The sequence below is a fragment of the Gordonia sp. LMA167 genome (assembly GCF_058130025.1).
The window spans coordinates 3,008,086-3,024,257 of the sequence record NZ_CM176708.1 but is presented as its reverse complement, the minus strand read 5'-3'; the positions used below and the strand labels follow the sequence as shown (position 1 = coordinate 3,024,257).

Below are 16,172 nucleotides of genomic sequence, written 5' to 3'. Positions count from 1 at the left end.
GGCCGACGAGCATCGACCCTCATGAACGCAGGCGCGACATGGCATATCGCGGACCGCTAGATCAGACCTCGCGCACTACTCACTGACGGGAAGATCCGACGGACGGAGGACATCATGGACGACGACGCGGTCGCGATGGCACAGCGTGTTCGGTCGGGCGAGATCAGCGCCATCGAACTCACCGAAGCCGCGATCAACCGGATCGAGGCGGTCGACGGCACCCTGAACGCGGTCATCACGCGAACGTACGACCAAGCGCTCGAAGCAGCCGCGACGATGCGGACCGACGCCCCGCTCGCCGGTGTGCCCTTCCTCGCGAAGGACCTGGTCGTCGAGATAGCAGGGACGCCGTTTCACGAGGGCTCGAGATTTGTCGACGGGCTGATCTCCGACACCGACAGCGAACTGGTGCGCCGATGGCGCGCCGCGGGCCTGATCGTTCTCGGCAAGACCAACACACCGGAGTTCGGCATGGTCCCGACCTGCGAGCCCATGCTGCACGGACCCACCCGCAATCCGTGGGACCCCTCTCGGTCGACGAGCGGTTCCAGCGGCGGATCGGCTGCGGCCGTGGCGGCGGGAATGGTTCCCCTGGCTCACGGCAACGACCTCGGCGGGTCACTGCGCTACCCGGCATCGGCATGCGGCGTGTTCGGGCTGAAGCCCACCCGCGCTCGCAATCCGCTCGGCCCGGAGTACGGCGACGCGATCAGCGGCTGGGCCGTCGAACATGCGCTCACCCGCTCGGTCCGTGACAGTGCGGCCCTGCTCGATGCGACATGCGGTGCTGCGCTGGGTGATCCCTACGTGGCTCCGCCTCGGTCCGGCGCATTCCTCGACGAGGTCGGCCGCGATCCGGGTCGACTCCGCATCGGCTTCACCGAACGCACCCCCGAGGGCACGCCCGGCCACCCGGACTGCATCGCGGCCCTGCGCGACGCCGCCGAACTCTGCTCGGACCTGGGCCACGAGATGATCGAGATCGACCTGCCCGGACTCACACCCGAGGTCGGTGCGGCGATCGGCGACGTATTCCATTCCGCCACAGCCTGGATACTCGGCTACTGGATGCGGCGCCTGGGACGAATTCCCGGAGCCGACGAGATCGAGCCACTCACCCGCTACTACTGGGAGAAGGGCGAGCAGGTCAGCGCCGGACAGTACCTGCTCGCGATCGAGACCTGCCAGCGGTTCGCACGAACCGTCGCATCGTTCCTCACCGGCATCGACGTCTGGCTCACCCCGACCCTGTCCACGCCACCCGCCCTCATCGGCGAGATCACCTCGACCCCGCAGGACCCGACCCGCGCGATCGCGGCGGGTGCACCCACGGTCGCCTACGCGGGAGTCGTCGCGAACATCACCGGCAACCCGGCGATGTCGGTTCCCCTCTGGTGGAACGACGACGGACTGCCGATCGGCGTGCACTTCCTCGGTTCCTACGGCGACGAGGCCGGACTGTTCCGACTGGCGGGCCAGCTCGAGCGGGCCCGGCCATGGGCCGATCGCCGGCCCCCGATCTGGGCGGGACAGGCGATACCCGTAGCTGGTTAGCTCCGCGCCGGACGCAACTCCCGCGGCAGCGCGAAGGTCAGGGTCTCATTGGCGGTGTTGACCGTGTCGACGGTGTCGTAGCCATGCTCGGCGAGCAGGTCGAGCACTCCGCGCACCAGCACCTCGGGTACCGAGGCACCAGATGTCACGCCGACGGTCGTGACACCGTCGAGCCACGCGGTGTCGATGTCGCGGGCGTAGTCGACGAGGTAGGAGGCCGACGCGCCGTTCTGCAGCGCCACCTCCACCAGACGCTGGGAGTTCGACGAGTTCTGTGATCCGACGACGATGACCAGATCGCACTGCGGGGCCATCGCCTTGACGGCCACCTGCCGGTTCTGTGTCGCGTAGCAGATGTCGTCACTCGGCGGATCCGCCAACAGCGGGAACTTCTCCCGCAACCGCTTCACCGTCTCCATCGTCTCGTCCACCGACAGTGTGGTCTGCGACAGCCAGATGACTTTCGACTCGTCCCGGACCACCACGTCGTCGACGTGATCGGGGCCGTCGACCAGCTGGATGTGCTCCGGCGCCTCACCGGCGGTGCCCTCGACCTCTTCGTGGCCCTCGTGCCCGATGAGCAGGATGTCGTAGTCGTCACGCGCGAATCGCTTGGCCTCCTGGTGCACCTTGGTGACCAGGGGGCAGGTGGCGTCGATGGTCTTGAGGCTGCGGGCCGCCGCGCTGCGGTGGACCTCCGGGGACACGCCATGCGCGGAGAACACGACGATGGCGCCCTCGGGAACCTCGTCGGTCTCGCCGACGAAGATCGCGCCACGATCGGTCAGGGTCTCGACGACATGCCGGTTGTGCACGATCTCCTTGCGCACGTAGACCGGGGCGCCGTGCTTGTCCAGCGCCCGCTCCACGGTCTCGACGGCACGGTCCACCCCGGCGCAGTAACCACGCGGTTCGGCCAGCAGGACACGTTTGCGATCAACCATGCTGTCCAGGGTACGGGTCCAACCGGAAACGCCCGGGGCGACTCGGCCCGCTCGATGCGCTCCCGGCGCCGGACCCACCACGGCCCGCTCGCTGCGCTCCCGGCGCCGGACCCACCACGGCCCGCTCGCTGCGCTCCCGGCGCCGGACCCACCACGGCCCGCTCGCTGCGCTCCCGGCGCCGCGCCCACCACGGCCCGCTCGCTGCGCTCCCGGCGCCGGACCCACCACGGCCCGCTCGCTGCGCTCCCGGCGCCGCGCCCACCACGGCCCGCTCGCTGCGCTCCCGGCGCCGCGCCCACCACGGCCCGCTCGCTGCGCTCCCGGCGCCGCGCCCACCACGGCCCGCTCGCTGCGCTCCCGGCGCCGCGCCCACCACGGCCCGCTCGCTGCGCTCCCGGCGCCGCGCCCACCACGGCCCGCTCGCTGCGCTCCCGGCGCCGGGGTGACTCGACCCACAACCAATGGCAGAGTATGGGCCATGGTTCGCGCACCCTATCCGGCCCGCATCATGGCCGGCCTCGTCGTCACCGCGATCGAGGAGACCAAGAAGCTGCCCGCCCTGGTCATCACCCTGCCGATGACAGCGGTCAGTCAGACCCTCCAAGCCGGCATGCGGATGCAGCAGAACATCGCCGAACTCGCCATCAAGGGCGATCTCGCCCTCGAAATGCTCTTCGACAAGCCCGTCGAGCAGCCCGAATGGGCCCGGTTCGACGACGATGACGCCGCCATCGACGCCGAGGCCGACCGCACGCCGATCGAGAGCCGCGGCGAGACCACGACCGCACCGCCGCCATCGACCGCACCCACCGTGAAAGCCCCGGCCACACCCAAGAAAACCGCCAAGAAGGCCGCTCCGGCCACGAAGCCACCGGCCAAGCCGACCCCGCCGGCAGAGCAGCCGTCCGACGAAGCACCGCTCCCGACACCGGACACGTCAACCGGGCGCTTCGCCCTGTACAGCTCACCTCCGGAGGACATGATCAACCGGGACGGCTCCGCAGAGTCGGAATCCGAGCGCGGCCCGTCGGCGAGCTCGAACCACGACGGCCCTGTCCCGGAGATCGTCGAGTACATCGAGTACGACAATCTGACCCTCGCCCAGCTGCGTGCGAAGCTGCGCGGCGTCGGTCTCGCCGAACTCGAGGAGCTCGCCTCCTACGAGCGTGCGACCAAGTCGCGGGCACCATTCGTCACCATGATCGACAATCGCATCGCCTCGCAGAACAGCAAGCGGCAACAGCCGACGTGACCTCGGCATCATCGAACGCGGCATCATCGAACGCGGCATCGTCTCCGAACTCGGCCGAGAACCCGTGGCCGGTGCGGACCGTCAACACGAAGATCGCCGATTGGATCCACCGGCTCGGTCAGATCTGGGTCGAAGGCCAGGTGACTCAGATCAATCGCCGGCCAGGAACCCGCGTCGCCTTTCTGACCCTGCGCGATCCGGCCGCCGACATCTCGATCTCGGTGACCTGCAGCCCGGACCTGCTGTATCGCACCGAGGTCGAGCTCACCGAAGGAAGCCGGGTTGTCATGTTGGGCCGGCCGACATACTTCACCGGGCGCGGCACCGTCTCGTTGCGGGTCACCGACATACGTCCGGTGGGGGTCGGTGAACTGCTCCTGCGAATCGAGCGCCTCCGCAGGCTGCTCACCGCCGAAGGGCTGTTCGATCCTCGTCTGAAACGGCCGATTCCGTTTCTGCCCAAGGCCATCGGCCTCATCAGCGGACGGGCGAGTGCCGCCCAACGTGATGTGATGACCGTGGCCGGTGACCGATGGTCCGCGGTGCGCTTCGAGGTACGCGACGCTCCCGTCCAGGGCCCGACCGCCGTCCCGAAGATCCTCGGTCATCTCGCCGACCTCGACGCCGATCCCCATGTGGAGGTCATAATCATCGCCCGTGGCGGCGGCAGCGTCGAAGACCTTCTGCCCTTCTCCGACGAGGCGCTGCTTCGCGCGGTGGCCGCCTGCACCACGCCGGTGATCAGCGCCATCGGACACGAACCGGACACCCCGCTGCTCGACCTGGTCGCCGACGTCCGCGCGGCGACCCCGACCGACGCGGCCAAACGGGTCGTGCCGGATGTGTCCGCGGAACTGGCCGGGATCGATGAGCTACGCCGACGCAGCGCACACGCCCTGCGCAACTGGGTGCGACGGCAGGCGCACGTCGTCGACGGACTCCGGGCACGGCCCGTGCTGGCCCGTCCGTTCACCATGATCGACACGCGTGGCGAAGCCATCGACCGGATGCGCCGCGACATCCGCCGCGACATCCGACGGCACGTCGACGCCGAGGACCGCCGCCGCGAACACCTGTCGGCACGCCTTGCCACACTGGGACCGGCACAGACACTTGCGCGCGGGTACGCCGTGGTGCAACGCACCGACATCGACAACCCTCACGTCGTCGGCACCGTCTCGGACATGCCGACCGGTGCGCAGGTGCGCATCCGGGTGGCCGATGGTGCCGCGACCGCCCGTGTGACCGAAGGAGACCCACTGTGAACGGGGACATGACCGAGACGGACTCGGACGCCGGCGAGGACTGGGTGCCCGTGGAGGAACTCGGGTACGAAGCTGCCCGCGACGAGCTCGTCGGCGTGGTGACGACACTGGAACACGGCGGTCTCGATCTCGATGCGTCGCTCGCCCTCTGGGAGCGGGGTGAGGCGTTGGCCCGCCGCTGCGAGGAACATCTCGACGGTGCACGTCAGCGGATCGAGTCGGTCCTCACCGACGGCGAGGCGGACGAGGACTGAGTCGACGGGGACCGAGTCGGCTCGGGCTGGATTCGACGCGACAGGATGCGACGCGGACAGGATTCGACGCGACAGGATGCGACGCGACAGGATGCGACGCGGACAGGGCCGACGAGTTCACGTCAGGTGACGACGACGGTTACGTCAGGCCCGGCCGGGAAGTGGCTGCTCGTCGAGCACCGCGGTGGCCAGCTCGGCCATGTCGTCGTCCGGGCCCCGCGACAAGACGGCGATCCGGACATCCCCGAGATCGGTGATCCAGAACTTCTTCTCGTCGGAGGTCGAGTAGGTGACCCACTCGCGGCCGCCGACCTGGCGGGTGCCGGCACCCAGCGCGTCATCCCCGCCGAGGTGGACGACGAGGTCCTCTTCCTTGGCGTTGGTCTGGCTGAGCTGGACATACGCTCCGACGTCGGAGATCCAGCCGACGTTGCTGACACTGGTGCCGCCCACGGGCTGGGTGGAACCCGAGTTGGGTTTCCAGCCCTCCGGGGTGTCCGGCAGCCGGATGGGGAACGGCAGGTCGCGGGCATCGGCCTGTAGAGCGTGGGTGACGTCGAACTCCGCCATCCGATTGTCCGAGGCCTGGCCCGACAGGCCGACCGAGCAGTTCCCCGACGCGATCGCCACGATCGCGCAGATGATCAGCAGCGGGATCAGCGACCAGATCATGTCCTTGCTGCTGTGCAGGATGCGGGGTTTGTCGGCCATGGCGGCCAGTATTCCAGCCGGGGTCGCTGCTCAAACGCCGGGTGTGACATGCAAGGATGAGGACAATCGCTTTGTTGTCGAAGTGTCACCGCCGCCACGCCGAGGAGTCCGACATGTCCCCTTCCCCCCAGGCCCCTGACCGTAACCTCGCGATGGAATTGGTGCGAGTGACCGAGGCCGCTGCTCTCGCCGCCGGCCGCTGGGTGGGTCGTGGTGAGAAGAAGAAGGGCGACGGTGCCGCCGTCGACGCGATGCGTGAACTCCTCTCGACCGTCTCGATGCGCGGCGTCGTCGTGATCGGCGAGGGCGAGAAGGACGAGGCGCCGATGCTGTTCAACGGCGAGGAAGTCGGCAACGGCCAGGGCCCCGAGTGCGATGTGGCGGTCGACCCCATCGACGGCACCACCCTGATGGCCGAGGGTCGGCCCAACTCGATCGCCGTCATCGCGGTGAGTGAGCGCGGCACCATGTACGACCCGTCGGCGGTCTTCTACATGGACAAGATCGCCGTCGGCCCGGAGGCCAAGGGCGCGATCAACATCGAAGAGTCCGTCGAGTGGAACATCAACTCCGTCGCCAAGGCCAAGGGCATCGACATCGCCGACCTGACCGTGGTCGTCCTCGACCGCCCACGTCACGCCGATCTGATCGGTGAGATCCGCAAGGCCGGCGCCAAGATCCGACTCATCTCCGACGGCGACGTCGCCGGCGCGATCGCCGCCGCCGACAACTACAGCACCGTCGACATGCTGATGGGCGTCGGCGGAACCCCCGAGGGCATCATCACCGCGGTTGCGATGAAGTGCATGGGCGGCGAGATCCAGGGCAAGCTCTGGCCGCGTGACGACGCCGAGCGGCAGAAGGCCATCGACGCCGGACACGATCTCGACCGCGTGCTGACCAACGACATCCTGGTCCGCGGCGAGAACTCCTTCTTCTGCGCCACCGGCGTCACCAACGGCGACATGTTGCGCGGCGTCACCTATCGCCCCAACGGAGCCACCACGCGCTCGCTGGTGATGCGGTCCAAGTCGGGCACGATCCGCCGGATCGAAGCCGTGCACCAGACCGCCAAGCTGCGCGAGTACGCCCGCCTCGACATCTAGTCGGCCGCCCAGCCGCCCTTCCCCGGGTGGTTGTCCGGCTCCCGCCCGAGCCGAACACAACGCCTGTCGCCGAATACACGTGGTGCGGCACATGTATCTGACGACAGGCGTTGTACCTGAGTCAGTGTGATCCAGAACACCAGCACACTGGCGGGCGGGAAGGCCGCTGAGCGGCCACGATACGATTCTCCGGTGAGTGACACAGCCCCCGCTCCCGAGTTCCGTTACAGCGATCTGCTTCCCGCCGGCGCCGACGACACCCCGTATCGCCTGATCACCACCGAAGGTGTGACCAGCGTCGACGTCGAAGGTCAGACCTTCCTCAAGGTTGCGCCCGAGGCGATCCAAAAGCTGACCGCCGAGGCGATGCACGACATCAGCCATTACCTGCGGCCGGCTCATCTCGCTCAGCTGCGCAAGATCATCGACGACCCGGAGGCGTCGGGCAACGACCGCTTCGTGGCGCTCGACCTGCTCAAGAACGTCAACATCTCCGCCGGTGGTGTCCTGCCCATGTGTCAGGACACCGGCACCGCGATCGTGATGGGCAAGAAGTCCGAGGGCGTGCTGACCGGCGCCGACGATGCCGAATGGATCTCGCGCGGTGTGTTCGACGCCTACACCAAGCTCAATCTCCGCTACTCGCAGCTGGCGCCGATCACCACCTACGAGGAGAAGAACACGGGCACCAATCTGCCCGCCCAGGTGGAGATCTATGCGACCGAGCAGGGCCCGAAGGGCCCCGAGTACAAGTTCCTCTTCATGGCCAAGGGCGGCGGCTCGGCGAACAAGTCGTTCCTGTACCAGGAGACCAAGGCGATCCTGAACCCGAAGCGGCTGCTCGAGTTCCTCGACGAGAAGATCCGATCGCTCGGCACCGCAGCCTGCCCGCCGTACCACCTCGCCGTGGTGATCGGCGGCACGTCGGCCGAATTCGCCTTGAAGACAGCCAAATACGCCTCAGCCCACTACCTCGACACACTGCCGACGGAGGGGTCGATGTCGGCGCACGGCTTCCGCGACACCGATCTCGAGGACGAGGTCTTCAAGCTGACGCAGTCGTTCGGTATCGGCGCACAGTTCGGCGGCAAGTACTTCTGCCACGACGTCCGCGTGGTGCGGCTGCCCCGGCACGGCGCATCGTGTCCCGTGGCGATCGCGGTGTCCTGCTCCGCCGACCGCCAGGCGCTCGGCAAGATCACCGCCGACGGTGTGTTCCTCGAGCAGTTGGAGACCGACCCGGCCAAATACATGCCGGCCCTCGGCGTCACCGAGGACATCGAGGGCGGGGAGGTCGTCGACATCGACCTCAATCGACCGATGCCCGAGATCCTCACCGAGTTGTCGAAGCATCCGGTCAAGACCCGACTCTCACTGACCGGTCCGCTGGTGGTGGCCCGCGACATCGCCCACGCCAAGATCAAGGAACGGCTCGACGCAGGCGAGCCGATGCCCGACTACCTGCGCGATCACCCGGTCTACTACGCCGGACCGGCCAAGACGCCCGAGGGCATGGCGTCGGGCTCGTTCGGTCCGACCACCGCCGGACGGATGGACTCTTACGTCGAACAGTTCCAGGCTGCCGGCGGCTCGATGGTCATGCTCGCCAAGGGCAACCGATCAAAGCAGGTCACGCAGGCATGCGGGAGCCACGGCGGCTTCTATCTGGGATCGATCGGCGGGCCCGCGGCGCGACTCGCCCTGGACTGCATCAAGAGCCAGGAGGTCATCGAGTACCCGGAGCTCGGCATGGAGGCCGTCTGGAAGATCGAGGTCGAGAACTTCCCGGCATTCATCGTCGTCGACGACAAGGGCAACGACTTCTTCACCGATCCCGGTGGTGCGGTCACCGTCCCGTTGGGGGTTCGCGTCCGGTCGTGAACAGTGCCGTAGATCTGTGTCGCCCAGCGGCATGAAAGTACGGCGACATCGGTCTACGACACGCTCGGACACGACGGACAACGCTTTGGGGTGCCGTTCCAGCCGCGTGTGCGCAACACTTGCCCGATTTGCTGAGCCGTGCAGCACGGGCGATCGAACACCTGCCCCCAACCGATGCGCAGTGTCAGGCGTTGGACGCCGACCGCAGCGTCGAGGTCGCGCTGGAGATCGAGATCTCGGTTGGTCACTCCGTCATGACCGGCTCGACCGTCGAGTTCTACCACGACACCCCACTGGGCATAGTCGACGTCACGAAAGCCAGGCCGTCCGATGGTGGTCGGGGCCTGTCGAAGCGGCCGTGGAAGTCCATGCGGGCGTTCCACTCTCACCAGATAGCCATGTTCAAGGACCGAGCACGTACCGCCGGCCACATCATTGAGGACTCCCTCGATGAACTCCCGACGACGCAGTCGTGGCCGGCGACGGGCCGCGGCGAGCAGCCGGTCGGCAGTGGTCTTGCGGGCGTTCACGACGTCCGCCAGACACGCGACGGCAGCGGTCTCCGATGGCGCCTCGACGGCGACGTCGAGCGCCGCTTCCTCGACGCGCACCCGGGGAGGATGCGCCCCCCACAACACCCGCTCATCGAGCCGAGAACCGTAGCGGACGACCACGCCGGGCCGCCGGGTCACCCGCCGGGAACGGGCGACGACGATGTGAATCGGCCCGGACCCCGTTGCGCCGTCCGGGCACAGGGCTGAGCCATGACTCAGTGCGGCCGGGTGGGCGTAGAGCACCGCGCCCCAGGCTCGCTGCCGCCACGTCAGCGGCCCGGTGTGATCGACGTAGATGCCGGGATGCACTGTCGCCCATTCTCGGCGACGAAGCTTACGCCGGATGAACTCCGCAGATAACCCGCGCTCGAGAACTTGAAACCGGGCGACGACGCCATCTTGGGAGGCCAGCACGTCGTCGAGGCACGGCAGCGGAGGTGGCCAGGTCACCTCGCCAGTGTGAGGGTCACTTCGACCCAAACCCCCACGGTCGCGCCGCCTGTGCACAACGAGCGCGCCATCCACAGGTCGATCAGGGCTGTGCCGTACTTCGGTGTCGCTCCGTGACCCGAAAGTACGACAGATGCATTCATCCAGCAGTGAGTACCGTGGTTGATACTGTCGACGAAGCCGGAGGACCCGAGGATGACCGATCAGCAATACCGCATCGAGCACGACACCATGGGCGAGGTCAAGGTTCCGGTGGACGCGCTCTGGCGGGCCCAAACCCAGCGGGCCGTCGAGAACTTCCCGATCAGCCACCGGCCTCTCGAGCGTACCCAGATCCGCGCGATGGGTCTGCTCAAGGCCGCGTGCGCGCAGGTGAACAAGGATCTGGGACTTCTCGACGCCCAGAAGGCGGACGCGATCATCGCCGCGGCCAAGGAGATCGCCGACGGGCAGCACGACGACCAGTTCCCCATCGACGTGTTCCAGACCGGGTCGGGCACCAGCTCCAACATGAACGCCAACGAGGTCATCGCGTCGATCGCCAAGGCCAATGGCGTCGAGGTGCACCCGAACGATCATGTGAACATGTCGCAGTCGTCGAACGACACCTTCCCCACCGCAACCCATGTCGCGGCGACCGAGGCCACCGTCACCGATCTCATCCCCGCCCTCGACCATCTGCGACTGGCCCTGCTCGACAAGTCGACCGAGTGGCGCGACGTCGTCAAGAGCGGCCGCACTCACCTGATGGACGCGGTGCCGGTGACGCTCGGCCAGGAGTTCGGCGGATACGCGCGGCAGATCGAGGCCGGAATCGAGCGGGCCACCGCAACCCTTCCGCGAGTCGGCGAGCTGCCGATCGGCGGGACCGCGGTCGGCACCGGACTCAACGCCCCGGACGGCTTCGGCACCAAGGTCGTTGCCGAATTGCGTAAGCTCACCGACGTCGACGCGCTGTCACTGGCCAAGGACAACTTCGAGGCCCAGGCCGCCCGTGATGGCCTCGTGGAGCTGTCCGGCGCACTCAAGACCATCGCGGTGTCGCTCACCAAGATCGCCAACGACGTCCGCTGGATGGGGTCCGGCCCGCTCACCGGACTCGGCGAGATCGCGCTGCCCGACCTGCAGCCGGGTAGCTCGATCATGCCGGGCAAGGTCAATCCCGTTCTGCCCGAGGCGGTCACACAGGTCGCGGCACAGGTCATCGGCAACGACGCCGCGGTCACCTGGGGTGGCGGCAACGGCGCGTTCGAACTGAACGTCTACATCCCGATGATGGCCCGCAACGTCCTCGAGTCACTCAAGCTGCTGGCCAACGTGTCGCGCCTGTTCGCCGATCGCTGCATCAGCGGTCTCGTCGCACACGAGGACCGCCTGCGCACCCTCGCCGAGAGTTCGCCATCGATCGTGACACCCCTCAACAGTGCAATCGGCTACGAAGAGGCCGCTGCCGTCGCCAAGCAGGCCCTGAAGGAGGGAAAGACCATCCGGCAGACTGTGATCGACCGCGACCTCATCGACGAGAAACTGTCCGAGGCCGAGCTCGACAAGCGGCTCGACGTACTCAAGATGGCCAACCTCGATCGCGAGCGTTAGCCGCCGACGACAGCCCTCCCAACCGATTTCGTGGCAATTGTCCGCGGTGGCCGCGGATGGCCGGCACCAATTCGTATGCTGGGGTCATGGAGGACTTCCCCGACGACTGGCAGACCGCACTGGTCCTGGTGGCTCACCCGGACGACCCGGAGTACGGGATGGCGGCCGCGGTCGCACGGTGGACGTCCGAGGGCAAACGCGTGGTCTACGCTCTCGCGTCGAGCGGCGAGGCCGGCATCGAGGGCATGCCACCGGCCCAGGCCGGGCCGATCCGGGAGGGCGAACAGCGAACCTCGGCTTCCGTCGTCGGCGTCGACGACGTCGAATTCTGGGGGTTCCCCGACAGCGACATCCGCAACACTGCCGAGTTGCGGCGACGAATATCCGAGACGATCGAAAAAGTCGCCCCCGACGTTATCCTGTCGTTGTATGGCGGACCGGAATGGTCTCCGGGTCAACCCAATCAGCGCGACCACATCGAGTTCGCGGCCGCGGTCCTCGAGACATATGACTCCCTCGACGAACCGCTACCACGGTGGTTGTTCGAGAACGGCCCGGATCCGACACATACGGTCGACGTCACCGATCAGTTCGAGATCGGCGTGCGCTCACTCGCTGCGCATGCGCAGTATTTGTCCGTGCTCGACCCCGATACTCCCGTCATCGACCAGGCTCGCCGCCAGATCGACATGGTCACGGCCGGCCACGATGCCACGAGCGATCGGCGGGTATGCGGCTTCGCAATGAAGCGGGGACCGGAATGACCCGGTCCCCGCTTCTGGCATGGAGCGACCGCGCGCCCCTGATGATCAGCTCCCCTCGGCCGTTCCGAGCAGCGACGGCACAAGACTCACCAGCTGATTGAGCAGCTGTGTCAACGACTCCGCGCCAGGGATGCTCGGCGTGCCGGTCGTCGGGGGCGTAGCGGACTGGGGCGCACCGGACTGGGGTGTCGCCGACTGCGGCGTGGCCGTTCCGGGCGCCGTGCTCGACGGCCCGGCCTGGTTCACACCGATGGCGATCTTCGGATGCTTGGCCGGGTCGAGCCAGACCAAGATCTTGCGCATCAGTTCCTTGTCGATCGCCACGCAGCCCTGAGTCGGCTGGTTGTTGGTCACGTGCAGGAACATCGCCGACGCCTTGCCCGGGGTGCGCTGGGGATTGTGGGCGATGTTGACCGCGTAGTCATAGACGGGTCCGGAGTCGTACAGATTCTCACTGTCGCCACCCGGACTCTTCACCTGACGCACATGGGTGTTGTAGGTCGGCGACTTCATGTTCGAGTCCCACCAGTCCTGCCGGTCGACCTTGAAGTACGGCATCTTGGTGCCCGGATTGGGCAGACGGCCGAACGCCTGGTCGAGGGCGAACGTACCCTCCGGGGTCCGGTAGACATTGTCCTTCGGCTCGCCCATCCCCAGCGACCCCAGGAATGCCTTGGTCGGTCCAATAACGGGTTTCCACGACTGGTCGGCGCCTCGCTCGAACGCCGTCAGCGACGCGGTCGTCTCACTTGCCTTGGGTGCGGTCACGACGATCATCTGACTGGTGTCGGGCTCCGCGCTACCACTTCCTCCCAGCCCCAGATTCCCGGCCAGTGTGTTCAGCACGTTGTCGAGCATCGGGATGCCCGTTTCGGGCACCAGGGATCCGCCGGGTGCAGCCGGCGTCGTGGGCGTCGTCGGGACCGTCGAGCCGGGCGCGGCGAGAGCCGTTCCGGCACCACCGGCGACAGCGGCCATCACCGCGATCACCAATAGTCCCAATAACCTCATTCGCCTCATCAGTAACTTATGCACCACACCAGTGTGCCAGTGCGCAAGAGGTGACGAATCTCGTGATGGTCACGGTGCGATACAGATCGTGTCACCGGGGACGCGGCATTCGGTCCCGCCGAGCGCACACATGCCGAGCGGATCGGAGTGCGGACAAGTAGTGTTCGTCGCGTCGGGGACGATCGTGACCCCGGCGATACGAAAGGGGATAAACATGGAACTCATCAAGCTCTGGGCGATGCTCGCAGACTTTCTCAGCCAAAGCTACACATTCGGATCGATGTGAACAGCTGACAGCTCACGCATGAACGACGCCGCCACAGCATCTGTGGCGGCGTCGTTGTGTCGGGTAGGGCAAAACGTCAGGCGCCGGGCGCGAACTCCTCCAGCATCTCGGTCACCAGCGCAGCGATCGGCGAACGCTCGCTGCGGGTGAGGGTCACATGTGCGAACAGCGGGTGGCCCTTGAGCTTCTCGATGACCGCGGCCACACCGTCATGACGGCCGACGCGCAGGTTGTCACGCTGGGCCACATCGTGGGTGAGCACCACCCGCGACCCGGCACCGAGCCGCGACAGGACGGTCAGCAGCACGTTGCGCTCCAAAGACTGTGCCTCGTCGACGATCACGAACGAATCGTGGAGCGAACGACCACGAATATGCGTGAGCGGCAACACTTCCAGCATGCCCCGGCTCAGCACCTCCTCGATCACCTCAGGTGAGGCCAAGCCCTCCAGGGTGTCGAACACGGCCTGCGCCCAGGGGCCCATCTTCTCGGCCTCACCACCGGGCAGATAACCGAGCTGTTGTCCGCCAACGGCATACAGCGGTCGGAACACCACGACTTTACGCTGCGTGCGTCGTTCCAGGACGGCTTCGAGTCCGGCGCACAATGCCAGCGCCGACTTCCCGGTACCGGCCTTACCGCCCAGCGATACGATGCCGACACTGTCGTCGAGCAGCAGGTCGAGCGCCACTCGCTGCTCCGCCGATCGGCCATGCAGCCCGAACGCCTCCCGGTCGCCACGGACGAGCTGGACGCGCTTGTCCGGATTCACGCGACCGAGCGCACTCGACGAATGTCCGAGAAGCCTGATTCCGGTGTGGCACGGTAGTTCTCGCGCCTCGTCGAGATCGACCACACCTTCGGCGAACAGTGTGTCGATGACTGACGAGTCCACTTCCAACTCGTCCATACCCGACCAGCCGGAGACCACGACGTCCTGCGCGTGGTATTCATCGGCGGCGAGGCCGACGGCTCCGGCCTTCACTCGCAGCGGGGTGTCCTTGGAGACCAAGGTCACATCGCTGCCCTCGGCGCGAAGATTCAACGCGCAGGCGAGGATTCGAGAATCGTTGGTCTCGGTTCGGAACCCGGCCGGCAACACGGCGGGATCGGTGTGGTTCAGCTCGACCTGGAGGGTGCCGCCCTCGTGACCGATCGGCAGCGGGATGTCGAGGCGGCCGTGCTCGAGACGGAGGTCATCGAGCAGCCGCAAGGCCTCGCGCGCGAACCAACCGAGTTCATGGTGATGACGTTTGCCCTCGAGTTCACCGATGACCACCAATGGCAGCACCACATGGTGTTCGGCGAAACGCGTGACCGCCCAGGGATCAGACAACAGGACGGACGTGTCGAGGACGTAGGTGCGTGTGGTCACGTAGGGCTCCTACGTTTGTGCGGCCCCGCACAAACCAGTTGCGACGACCGGCGGGTTCTTGCCCGTCTCGGCTGGTGAGCCGAGCTGGACGAGGACCGGGGCCGGCCCTCTCGCGTTGCTGGTGCAAACCACGAATCGAACCTCCCGGACGAACCGCTTCCCCGCGGCCCGTCACTCGTCAACGTACGCCGAACACCCCCCTCCGGCTCGGCGGAGAGGGGTGTGTCGGCGTGAATTATGGGTTAACGCAGGTTGCCCGGAGGCTACGGTCGGCTGCCCGCACCGGCCAGCGCGAGCACACGCTGACGAGCGGCTTCGGCCTCGTCTCCCAGCTCGTGGACGGTGTCCAGCTTGAGTTGCTCGACGATGGCCGCGGCGACGGCGGCGCGGGTCTCGTCGGTCTCATATCCGGCGATGAGCGTGCGTTCGGCATCGAAGTCGGCGATGTCGGCGCCGATGGGCTCGGTCGCCAGGCGCGCGAGCGCGCGGTCGACGGCGAGCACCGTACCCTCCTGATCGGCGACGAGGCCGGAGTTCAGGAACGCGCCGAAGGTGTGGGCCTGCAGAGCGTCGTCCGCCGAGATCTTGGCGAGAATCTGCGCGAAGACGTCATCGGTCACCACCGACGCCAGCTTCTCGGCGAAGGCCACGCACTGGTTCTCGTGCACCGCCATCAGAGCCAGGACGTCGAGCGGACCGAGCTCGGCCATCTCCTCGGTGTGCTGGCGGTAACCGGCCGTGACGTGAATCCGGCGGCGCTCCTCGGCGTCGACCGGATCGATCGCACGCGTGACCACGAGATAGTCGCGCAGCACGATCGCATGCCGGTTGTCCTCGGCGGTCCACACGCCGACCAGCTGACGCCAGTCGGAGAACGCCGGGAAGTGCTTGGCCAGCACACGGTGGAAGGACGGCAGGTTGTCCTTGGTCAGCAGCAGCGCGAGCACCGCCGCGCGCGCCTCGTCCGAGATCGTCGCCTGCGACGGATCCCAGTCCTCGCCCCCGAGGAAGGCGAAGTTGCGGCCCAGGTCCCACGGCACCCAGTCGTGCGGATTCCACGGGTTGGCGGCCGCCTGATGGTCTTCGGCGATCTCGGGCAGCGCCTTCTCGAGCGCGATGATCAGCTCATCCTCGGTCAATGCGTTCACCGGAGCAAGGATAGAGAATC

At 67.1% G+C, this 16,172-nt stretch carries 14 protein-coding genes; 8 read left to right on the top strand and 6 right to left on the bottom strand.

All coding sequences use genetic code 11. From position 1 onward, the window contains the following. Positions 1–114 precede the first annotated feature (114 nt). A complete protein-coding gene (locus ACVT6V_RS13660) occupies positions 115–1,554 on the top strand; it encodes an amidase (protein ID WP_489900297.1) in 1,440 nt (479 codons plus the stop codon). Here the strand turns inward: ACVT6V_RS13660 and ACVT6V_RS13655 are convergent. Further along, on the bottom strand, positions 1,551–2,498 hold the full coding sequence (locus ACVT6V_RS13655; RefSeq protein WP_489900805.1) for a 4-hydroxy-3-methylbut-2-enyl diphosphate reductase: 948 nt from the start codon (positions 2,496–2,498) through the stop codon (positions 1,551–1,553). The two genes, ACVT6V_RS13660 and ACVT6V_RS13655, sit on opposite strands and share 4 nt — an antisense overlap. 479 nt (positions 2,499–2,977) lie before the next feature. Between ACVT6V_RS13655 and ACVT6V_RS13650 the strand changes: the two genes are divergently transcribed. From ACVT6V_RS13650 to ACVT6V_RS13640, 3 genes are read left to right on the top strand one after another with little or no spacing between them, the layout of a single operon-like run. Next, complete coding sequence (locus tag ACVT6V_RS13650) at positions 2,978–3,751, top strand: lipid droplet-associated protein (RefSeq protein WP_489900296.1); 774 nt, start codon at positions 2,978–2,980, stop codon at positions 3,749–3,751. Then, positions 3,748–5,016: an exodeoxyribonuclease VII large subunit gene (gene xseA, locus ACVT6V_RS13645; protein ID WP_489900295.1), complete on the top strand. Its 1,269-nt coding sequence runs from the start codon at positions 3,748–3,750 to the stop codon at positions 5,014–5,016. Before ACVT6V_RS13650 ends, xseA begins: the two co-directional genes overlap by 4 nt. 8 nt (positions 5,017–5,024) lie before the next feature. Then, positions 5,025–5,270 (top strand): exodeoxyribonuclease VII small subunit, encoded by a 246-nt coding sequence (locus tag ACVT6V_RS13640; RefSeq protein WP_489900294.1) that lies wholly within the window; start codon positions 5,025–5,027, stop codon positions 5,268–5,270. A gap of 144 nt (positions 5,271–5,414) precedes the next feature. On the opposite strand, the gene ACVT6V_RS13635 is transcribed toward ACVT6V_RS13640, so the two are convergent. After that, the gene (locus tag ACVT6V_RS13635; protein WP_489900293.1) at positions 5,415–5,981 is read right to left on the bottom strand and encodes a DUF4245 domain-containing protein; all 567 of its coding nucleotides are present in this window, start codon (positions 5,979–5,981) and stop codon (positions 5,415–5,417) included. A 113-nt stretch (positions 5,982–6,094) separates the two neighbouring features. Here ACVT6V_RS13635 and glpX point away from each other — a divergent pair, with 113 nt between their 5' ends. Together glpX and ACVT6V_RS13625 are read left to right on the top strand one after the other, a co-directional pair. Beyond that, on the top strand, positions 6,095–7,087 hold the full coding sequence (glpX, locus tag ACVT6V_RS13630) for a class II fructose-bisphosphatase (protein WP_489900292.1): 993 nt from the start codon (positions 6,095–6,097) through the stop codon (positions 7,085–7,087). Positions 7,088–7,279: 192 nt separating this feature from the next. After that, positions 7,280–8,968, top strand: a complete 1,689-nt coding sequence (locus tag ACVT6V_RS13625) for a fumarate hydratase (RefSeq protein WP_489900291.1) — start codon at positions 7,280–7,282, stop codon at positions 8,966–8,968. A 53-nt stretch (positions 8,969–9,021) separates the two neighbouring features. Here the strand turns inward: ACVT6V_RS13625 and ACVT6V_RS13620 are convergent, their stop codons facing one another. Beyond that, entirely contained in the window at positions 9,022–9,972 is a 951-nt protein-coding gene (locus ACVT6V_RS13620) for a hypothetical protein (RefSeq protein ID WP_489900290.1), read from the bottom strand. Positions 9,973–10,167: 195 nt separating this feature from the next. On the opposite strand from ACVT6V_RS13620, the gene ACVT6V_RS13615 reads away from it, so the two are divergent. Together ACVT6V_RS13615 and ACVT6V_RS13610 are read left to right on the top strand one after the other, a co-directional pair. After that, positions 10,168–11,568, top strand: coding sequence for a class II fumarate hydratase (locus ACVT6V_RS13615; RefSeq protein ID WP_489900289.1), 1,401 nt, complete (start codon positions 10,168–10,170; stop codon positions 11,566–11,568). Between the two features lie 86 nt (positions 11,569–11,654). Continuing rightward, positions 11,655–12,332 carry a PIG-L deacetylase family protein gene (locus ACVT6V_RS13610; RefSeq protein ID WP_489900288.1) on the top strand — a complete coding sequence of 226 codons (678 nt, stop codon included), beginning with the start codon at positions 11,655–11,657 and terminating at the stop codon, positions 12,330–12,332. Between the two features lie 45 nt (positions 12,333–12,377). Here the strand turns inward: ACVT6V_RS13610 and ACVT6V_RS13605 are convergent, their stop codons facing one another. The 3 genes from ACVT6V_RS13605 to ACVT6V_RS13595 all read right to left on the bottom strand — a co-directional run bounded on the left by ACVT6V_RS13605 (position 12,378) and on the right by ACVT6V_RS13595 (position 16,152). Then, positions 12,378–13,343, bottom strand: a complete 966-nt coding sequence (locus ACVT6V_RS13605) for a L,D-transpeptidase family protein (RefSeq protein ID WP_489900287.1) — start codon at positions 13,341–13,343, stop codon at positions 12,378–12,380. Between the two features lie 362 nt (positions 13,344–13,705). Then, positions 13,706–15,004, bottom strand: a complete 1,299-nt coding sequence (gene phoH2, locus ACVT6V_RS13600; protein ID WP_489900286.1) for an RNA 5'-3' helicase PhoH2 — start codon at positions 15,002–15,004, stop codon at positions 13,706–13,708. Between the two features lie 263 nt (positions 15,005–15,267). Then, a complete protein-coding gene (locus tag ACVT6V_RS13595; protein ID WP_489900285.1) occupies positions 15,268–16,152 on the bottom strand; it encodes an acyl-ACP desaturase in 885 nt (294 codons plus the stop codon). Positions 16,153–16,172: the final 20 nt, after the last annotated feature.